The sequence below is a fragment of the Azohydromonas sp. genome (genome assembly GCF_035325925.1).
Taxonomy (GTDB): domain Bacteria; phylum Pseudomonadota; class Gammaproteobacteria; order Burkholderiales; family Burkholderiaceae_C; genus Calidifontimicrobium.
On record NZ_DAOKZA010000088.1, the window covers coordinates 1 to 6,985 of the forward strand.

General features: G+C 71.1%; 6 protein-coding genes. All 6 read right to left on the bottom strand.

The features are described from left to right. The coding region (gene fba, locus PKC53_RS18290; protein WP_324431251.1) for a class II fructose-bisphosphate aldolase at positions 1 to 868 on the bottom strand (868 nt) is incomplete at its 3' end. Positions 869 to 902: 34 nt separating this feature from the next. Further along, positions 903 to 1,649 carry a phosphoglycolate phosphatase gene (locus tag PKC53_RS18295; protein WP_324431253.1) on the bottom strand — a complete coding sequence of 249 codons (747 nt, stop codon included), beginning with the start codon at positions 1,647 to 1,649 and terminating at the stop codon, positions 903 to 905. Next, the gene (gene tkt, locus PKC53_RS18300; RefSeq protein WP_324431255.1) at positions 1,646 to 3,664 is read right to left on the bottom strand and encodes a transketolase; all 2,019 of its coding nucleotides are present in this window, start codon (positions 3,662 to 3,664) and stop codon (positions 1,646 to 1,648) included. The genes PKC53_RS18295 and tkt overlap by 4 nt, the downstream gene beginning before the upstream one ends. 166 nt (positions 3,665 to 3,830) lie before the next feature. Beyond that, positions 3,831 to 4,703, bottom strand: coding sequence for a phosphoribulokinase (locus PKC53_RS18305; protein WP_324431257.1), 873 nt, complete (start codon positions 4,701 to 4,703; stop codon positions 3,831 to 3,833). A gap of 22 nt (positions 4,704 to 4,725) precedes the next feature. After that, positions 4,726 to 5,817: a class 1 fructose-bisphosphatase gene (locus PKC53_RS18310; RefSeq protein WP_324431258.1), complete on the bottom strand. Its 1,092-nt coding sequence runs from the start codon at positions 5,815 to 5,817 to the stop codon at positions 4,726 to 4,728. An 85-nt stretch (positions 5,818 to 5,902) separates the two neighbouring features. Further along, positions 5,903 to 6,874 (bottom strand): CbbX protein, encoded by a 972-nt coding sequence (cbbX, locus tag PKC53_RS18315; protein WP_324431259.1) that lies wholly within the window; start codon positions 6,872 to 6,874, stop codon positions 5,903 to 5,905. Positions 6,875 to 6,985: the final 111 nt, after the last annotated feature.

Here is a 6,985-nt window from a genome sequence, read left to right on the forward strand (position 1 = left end):
GGCGCATCGCGCCGGTCATCGCCAGCCGGATGTCGGTGTCGATGTTGACCTTGCGCACGCCGGACTTGATGCCGCGAACGATCTCGTCGACCGGCACGCCGTAGGTTTCCTTGATGTCGCCGCCGTAGGTGCGGATGATCGCCAGCCACTCCTGAGGCACGCTCGACGAGCCGTGCATCACGAGGTGCGTGTCGGGTACCGCGGCGTGGATCGCCTGGATGCGGTCGATCGCCAGGATGTCGCCGGTGGGCGGGCGGGTGAACTTGTAGGCGCCGTGGCTGGTGCCGATGGCGATCGCCAGCGCGTCGACGCCGGTGGCGGCGACGAAGTCCCTGGCCTGCGCCGGGTCGGTCAGCAGCATGTCGCGGCTGAGCTTGCCCTCGGCACCGACGCCGTCCTCGTCGCCGGCCTCGCCGGTCTCGAGCGAGCCCAGGCAGCCGAGCTCGCCTTCCACCGACACGCCGACCGCGTGCGCGATCTCGCACACCTTGCGCGTGACGTCGACGTTGTACGCGTAGCTCGCCGGCGTCTTCGCGTCCTCCTTCAGCGAGCCGTCCATCATCACGCTCGTGAAGCCCGAGCGGATCGACTGGACGCACACCGCGGGCGACGCGCCGTGGTCCTGGTGCAGCACGACCGGGATGTCGGGGTGCGACTCGACGGCGGCCAGCACCATGTGGCGCAGGTAGGGCTCGCCGGCGTACTTGCGTGCGCCGGCCGAGGCCTGCAGGATCACCGGCGACATCGTCTCCTGCGCCGCCTGCATGATCGCGTGGATCTGCTCGAGGTTGTTGACGTTGAACGCCGGCACGCCGTAGCCGTGATCGGCGGCGTGGTCGAGCAGCTGTCGCAGCGAGATCAGGGCCATCGCATCGTCCTCGAGGGGGTCCAGGGAAGGGGGTTCAGGCGGGCTGCGCCGTGCGCAGCAGCAGCGCCGGCAGGTCCGCCAGCGTGTCGACGAGGGCGTCGCACGGCAGCGCGCGCGGATCCTGGCCCTCGTTGTAGCCGTAGGGCACGCACACCACCGGGATGCCCGCGGCGCGCGCGGCCAGCACGTCGTTGACCGAGTCGCCGACCATCAGCGCCTGCGCCGGCGTCACGTGCAGCGACTCGCATGCGAACAGCAGCGGCTGCGGGTTGGGCTTGCGGCGCTCGCAGGTGTCGCCGCCGACGACGAGGTCGACCCAGCCCGCCAGGCCGAGGCGCTGCAGCAGCCCGATCGCGAAGCGCTGCTGCTTGTTGGTGACCACCGCGACGTGCAGCCCGGCGTCGTGCAGCCGGTGCAGCGCCTCGGCGACGCCGCCATACGGCTGCGCGGCACACTCGTCGAACTCCTGCAGCGCGCCGTAGTGGTGGAAGAAGCGTTCGAGCACCGCGGCGTGCGTCGCGTCGTCGATCTGACGGCCCTGCGCCGCGGCGGCGCGCTGCACCAGCACCGGCGCGCCGCGGCCGATCATGCGCCGCACCTCGTCCTCGGCCACCGGCGTCCAGCCGTGTTCGGCCACCGCGCGGTTGAGCGCCAGCGCGATGTCGGCCGCGGTGTCGAGCAGCGTGCCGTCGAGGTCGAACAGCACCGCCGCCAGCGGCTGACCTCTCCAGTGTGCGGCGCGCGGCAGCATGCGCCCGCCCAAGTCGAGGCGGCGGATCATCGTGCCGTCCTCGCGGCGAGCGTCCGCGCGCGTTCGACGACACGCGCCGCCGTGACGCCGAGCGCCTCGTAGACCTGCGCCGCCGGCGCCGACTCGCCGAAGCGGTCGATGCCGATCACGTCGCCGTCGAATCCGGTGTAGGCGCGCCAGTGGTTCGTCACGCCGGCCTCGATGGCGAGCACCGGCACGTCGCGCGGCAGCACCTGCGCGCGGTACGCCGCGTCCTGCGCGTCGAACACCTCGCAGCAGGGCATCGAGACGACGCGCGCGGCGACGCCGTCGCCGCCCAACTGGTCGCGCGCGGCCATCGCCAGCGCCACCTCGGAGCCGGTGGCCAGCAGCGTGACCTGCGCCGCGGTGTCGCTGCCGGCGAGCACGTAGCCGCCGCGGCGGATCGCGTCGACCTGCGCGTCGTTGCGCGCCTGCGCCGGCAGGTTCTGCCGCGACAGGATCAGGCAGGTGGGTCCGTCGCGGCGCTCGACGGCGGCCTGCCACGCGACGAAGGTCTCGACGGCGTCGCACGGCCGCCAGACGCGGTTGTTCGGGATCAGCCGCAGGCTCGCGACGTGCTCGACGGGCTGGTGCGTGGGGCCGTCCTCGCCGAGGCCGATGCTGTCGTGCGTGTAGACGTAGACCACGCCCTGGCGCATCAGCGCCGACATGCGCACGGCGTTGCGGGCGTAGTCGGAGAACGTCAGGAAGGTGCCGCCGTAGGCGACGAAGCCGCCGTGCAGCGCCAGCCCGTTCATGATCGCGCTCATGCCGAACTCGCGCACGCCGTAGTTGACGTGGTTGCCGGCGAGACCGTGCTCGCCGCGGCGCACCGGCACGCTGGTCTTGCCGTCGGTGAGGTTCGAGCCGGTCAGGTCGGCGCTGCCGCCGATCAACTCGGGCAGCAGCGGCAGCAGCGCGCTGATCGCGTTCTGCGACGCCTTGCGGCTGGCGATCGTCGCCGCCTCGGCGACGACCCTGGCCAGCGCCTCGGCGCTGCGGCGCGGGTAGTCGGCGGGCAGCGCGCGCTGCATCACGCGGCGCTCGAACTCGGCGGCCAGACCGGGGTGCGCCGTGCGGTAGGCGCCGAAGCGCTGCGCCCACGCGGCGTGCCGCGCGGCGCCGGCTTCGTGCTGGTCCCACGCGGCGCGAACGTCGGCCGGGATCTCGAACGGCGCGTGGTGCCAGCCCAGCGCCGCGCGCGTGGCCGCCACCTCGGCAGCGCCGAGCGCGGCGCCGTGCACGTCGTGCGTGCCGGCCTTGTTCGGGCTGCCGTGACCGATCACCGTCTTGCAGCACACGAGCGTGGGCTTGCCGACGTCGTCCATCGCCGCGCGCAGCGCGGCGTCGACCGCGGCTGGGTCGTGGCCGTCGACGCCACGGATCACGCGCCAGCCGTAGGCTTCGAAGCGCTTGGGCGTGTCGTCGCCGAACCAGGGCTCGACGTGGCCGTCGATGCTGATGCCGTTGTCGTCCCACACCGCGATCAGCTTGCCCAGGCCCAGCGTGCCGGCGAGCGAGCAGGCTTCGTGGCTGATGCCCTCCATCAGGCAGCCGTCGCCGAGGAACACCCAGGTGCGGTGGTCGACGATCGTGTGCCCCGGGCGGTTGAACGTGCTGGCCAGCAGCGCCTCGGCCAGCGCCATGCCGACCGCGTTGGTGATGCCCTGGCCGAGCGGGCCGGTGGTCGTCTCGACGCCGGGCGTGACGCCGACCTCGGGGTGGCCCGGCGTCCTGCTGTGCAGCTGGCGGAAACGCTTGAGCTCGTCGATCGGCAGGTCGTAGCCGGTGAGGTGCAGCAGCGCGTACAGCAGCATCGAGCCGTGGCCGTTGGACAGCACGAAGCGGTCACGGTCGGGCCACTGCGGGTCGGCGGGGTCGTGTCGGAGGTGCTGGCGCCACAGCACGGTGGCGATGTCGGCCATGCCCATCGGTGCGCCCGGGTGCCCCGAGTTGGCCTGCTGCACCGCGTCGACTGCGAGCATGCGGATCGCGTCGGCGAGAGTCTTGTGGCTGCAAGTCATGGCTGTGTCGTGTCGAGAAGGGCCATCGAGGAGCATCGGCCTGTCCATGGGCGAACCGCGAAGCGGCAGCGCGTCCCAGCGCGCGCCGCGGATCCGGCTTCGCCGGTCCGCCGGCGCGGCCCCCTGGACGGGGAGGCGGCCGCGGGCCGCTTCGGGGGAGGTTCCGTCACCCGCGCCGCTTCATTTCCATCATGCGCAGGATCATCGGCGTGAAGATCAGCTGCATCGCCAGGCCCATCTTGCCGCCCGGGATCGCGATCGAGTTGGGCCGCGTCATCATCCCGCCGTGCAGCATCGACAGCAGGTACGGGAAGTCGATGCCCTTCGGGTTGGCGAAGCGGATCACGACCATGCTCTCGTCGGCGCTCGGGATGTCGCGCGCGATGAACGGGTTGCTGGTGTCGACCAGCGGCACGCGCTGGAAGTTGACGTGCGTGACGCCGAACTGCGGGCAGATGAAGTTCACGTAGTCGGGCATGCGCCGCAGGATCGTGTCGACCACCGCCTCGTGGCTGTAGCCGCGCTTGGTCTTGTCGCGGATCAGCTTCTGGATCCACTCGAGGTTGATCGACGGCACCACGCCGATCAGCAGGTCGGCGTGCTTCGCGACGTTGACCCTGTCGGTGACGACGGCGCCGTGCAGGCCCTCGTAGAACAGCAGGTCGGTGCCGGCGGGGATGTCCTGCCACGGGGTGAAGGTGCCGGGCGGCTGCTTGTAGGGCTCGGCCTCTTCCTGGTTGTGCAGGTACTTGCGCACGCGGCCGGTGCCGGCCTCGCCGTACTGGCGGAACAGCGCCTCGAGCTCCTCGAACAGGTTGGCCTCGGGCCCGAAGTGGCTGAAGTGCAGGTTGTGCCTCTCCTTCTCCTCGGCCATGCGCTGCTTCATCTCGGCGCGGTCGAAGCGGTGGAACGAGTCGCCCTCGACGATCGCGGCGTTGATGTTCTCGCGGCGGAAGATGTGCTGGAACGTCTGCGTGACGGTGCTGGTGCCGGCGCCGGACGAGCCGGTGATCGCGATGACGGGGTGCTGGCGGGACATGGCGGTGCTCGCAAGGTCGGGATCAGTGGGCGGCGCCCGGCGCGAACGACGAGAACAGCGAGCGTGTGTTGAACAGCGGCGACTTGAACGGCTTGTCCTGCCCGGTGTCGTGTTCGTGGTGGTAGCGGTCGAGGCGGTCGACCTCGTCGCGCGAGCCGAGGATCACCGCGATGCGCTGGTGGATCTGCGCCGGCTGCACGTCGAGCATGCGCGCGCGCCCGGTCGAGCAGCGCCCGCCGGCCTGCTCGATCAGCATCGCCATCGGGTTGGCCTCGTACATCAGGCGCAGCCGCCCGGGCTTGGACGGATCTTTCGCGTCCTTCGGGTACATGAACAGGCCGCCGCGCATCAGGATGCGGTGCACCTCGGCCACCATCGACGCGACCCAGCGCATGTTGAAGTCCTTCTCGCGCGGCCCGGTCCTGCCCTGGATGCACTCCTCGACGTAGCGCGCCACCGGCGGCTCCCAGAAGCGTTCGTTGCTGGTGTTGATCGCGAACTCCTGCGTCGCCGCGGGCACCTGCATGCCGGAGTGCGTCAGGATGAAGGCGCCGATCTCGCGGTCGAGCGTGAAGCCGTGCGTGCCGTCGCCGAGCGTGAGCACCATCATCGTCGACGGGCCGTACAGCGCGTAGCCGGCGGCGACCTGCCGGGTGCCCGGCTGCAGGAAGTCGGCCTCGGTCGGCGCGCGGCTCGTGTCGGGCGCGCGCAGCACCGAGAAGATCGAACCCACCGACATGTTGATGTCGAGGTTGCTCGAGCCGTCGAGCGGGTCGAACACCAGCAGGTACGGCCCGCGCGGGATGGCGTCGCTGATCGGCAGCGGCTCGTCCATCTCCTCGCTGGCCATGCCCGCGAGATGGCCGCCGGCCTCGACGTGGTAGATGAACAGCTCGTTGGCGAGCACGTCGAGCTTCTTCTGCTCCTCGCCCTGCACGTTCATGTTGCCGCTGTCGCCGTGGTGGCCGGCGAGCACGCCGCGGCCGACCGCCGAGGCCACGTACTTGCACGCGGTCTGCACGTCGTTGAGCAGGGCGGTCAGGTCGGTGTCCAGGCCGAGCCTGCGCGCCTCCTGCATCAGGAACTTGCTGAGCGTGGTGCGTCCGATCTCCATCGTGGCCTCGGGTCAGGTGGGGGTGCTTCGCCGGACTGTACGGGTCTGCCGCGGCGGCGCCACTCAGAACTGTTTAGGCGCACGCTCAGCGATCGGTGAAGCTGCCGCGGCGGGCGTCGTCGGATGCGGCGAACACGCGGCTCGCGCGGATGTCGGCCTCGGCGATCGTCGTCAGGTCGTCGCGCGTGAGTTCGCGGTCGCGGTCGGCGAACAGGCGGCTGGCCTGCCGCAGCCGCGCGCGGTCGAGCGCGTTGCGCACGCTGCGCGCGTTGGCGAAGTGCGGCTGGCGGATGCGGTGGTGCACGTACGCGTCGAACGCCTCGCGCGCGCCGGCGCCGAAGCGGTAGTTCTGCGTCGCGAGCATGCGGTCGGCGATGCGCAGCAGCTCGCCCGGCGTGTAGTCGGGGAAGTCGAGGTGGTGCGCGATGCGCGAGCTCATCCCCGGGTTGGACTGGAAGAAGGTGTCCATGCGGTCCTTGTAGCCGGCGAGGATCACGACCAGGTCGTCGCGCTGGTTCTCCATCACCTGCAGCAGGATCTCGATGGCTTCCTGACCGTAGTCGCGTTCGTTCTCGGGGCGGTACAGGTAGTACGCCTCGTCGATGAACAGCACGCCGCCCATCGCCTTCTTCAGCACTTCCTTGGTCTTCGGCGCCGTGTGGCCGATGTACTGGCCGACCAGGTCGTCGCGCGTGACCGCCACCAGGTGGCCTTTGCGCACGTAGCCCAGGCGGTGCAGGATCTCGGCCATGCGCAGCGCGACCGTCGTCTTGCCGGTGCCGGGGTTGCCGGTGAAGCACATGTGCAGGCTCGGCGTGGTGGCCGTCAGTCCCAGGTTCATGCGCAGCTTGTCGATCACCAGCAGCGCCGCGATGTCGCGGATGCGCTGCTTGACCGGAGCCAGGCCGACGAGGTCGCGGTCGAGCTCGTCCATCACGGCCTCGACCTGGCTGTGCGCCAGCACCTCGCCGACGGTGCGCGCCTGCGCGACCGCATCGGGCGCCGGCGCGGGCGAAGGTGCGCCGGCGCCGGGGATCGAGTACAGCGGGGCGTTCATCGGGGGGGGGCGTGCGCGCCTCAGGCCGCGTGCGCGAGCGGCGCCGTCAACTCGAGGCGCATCGCGGCGATGACCTTGGCGTAGTCGGGCTGGCCGAAGATCGCGCTGCCG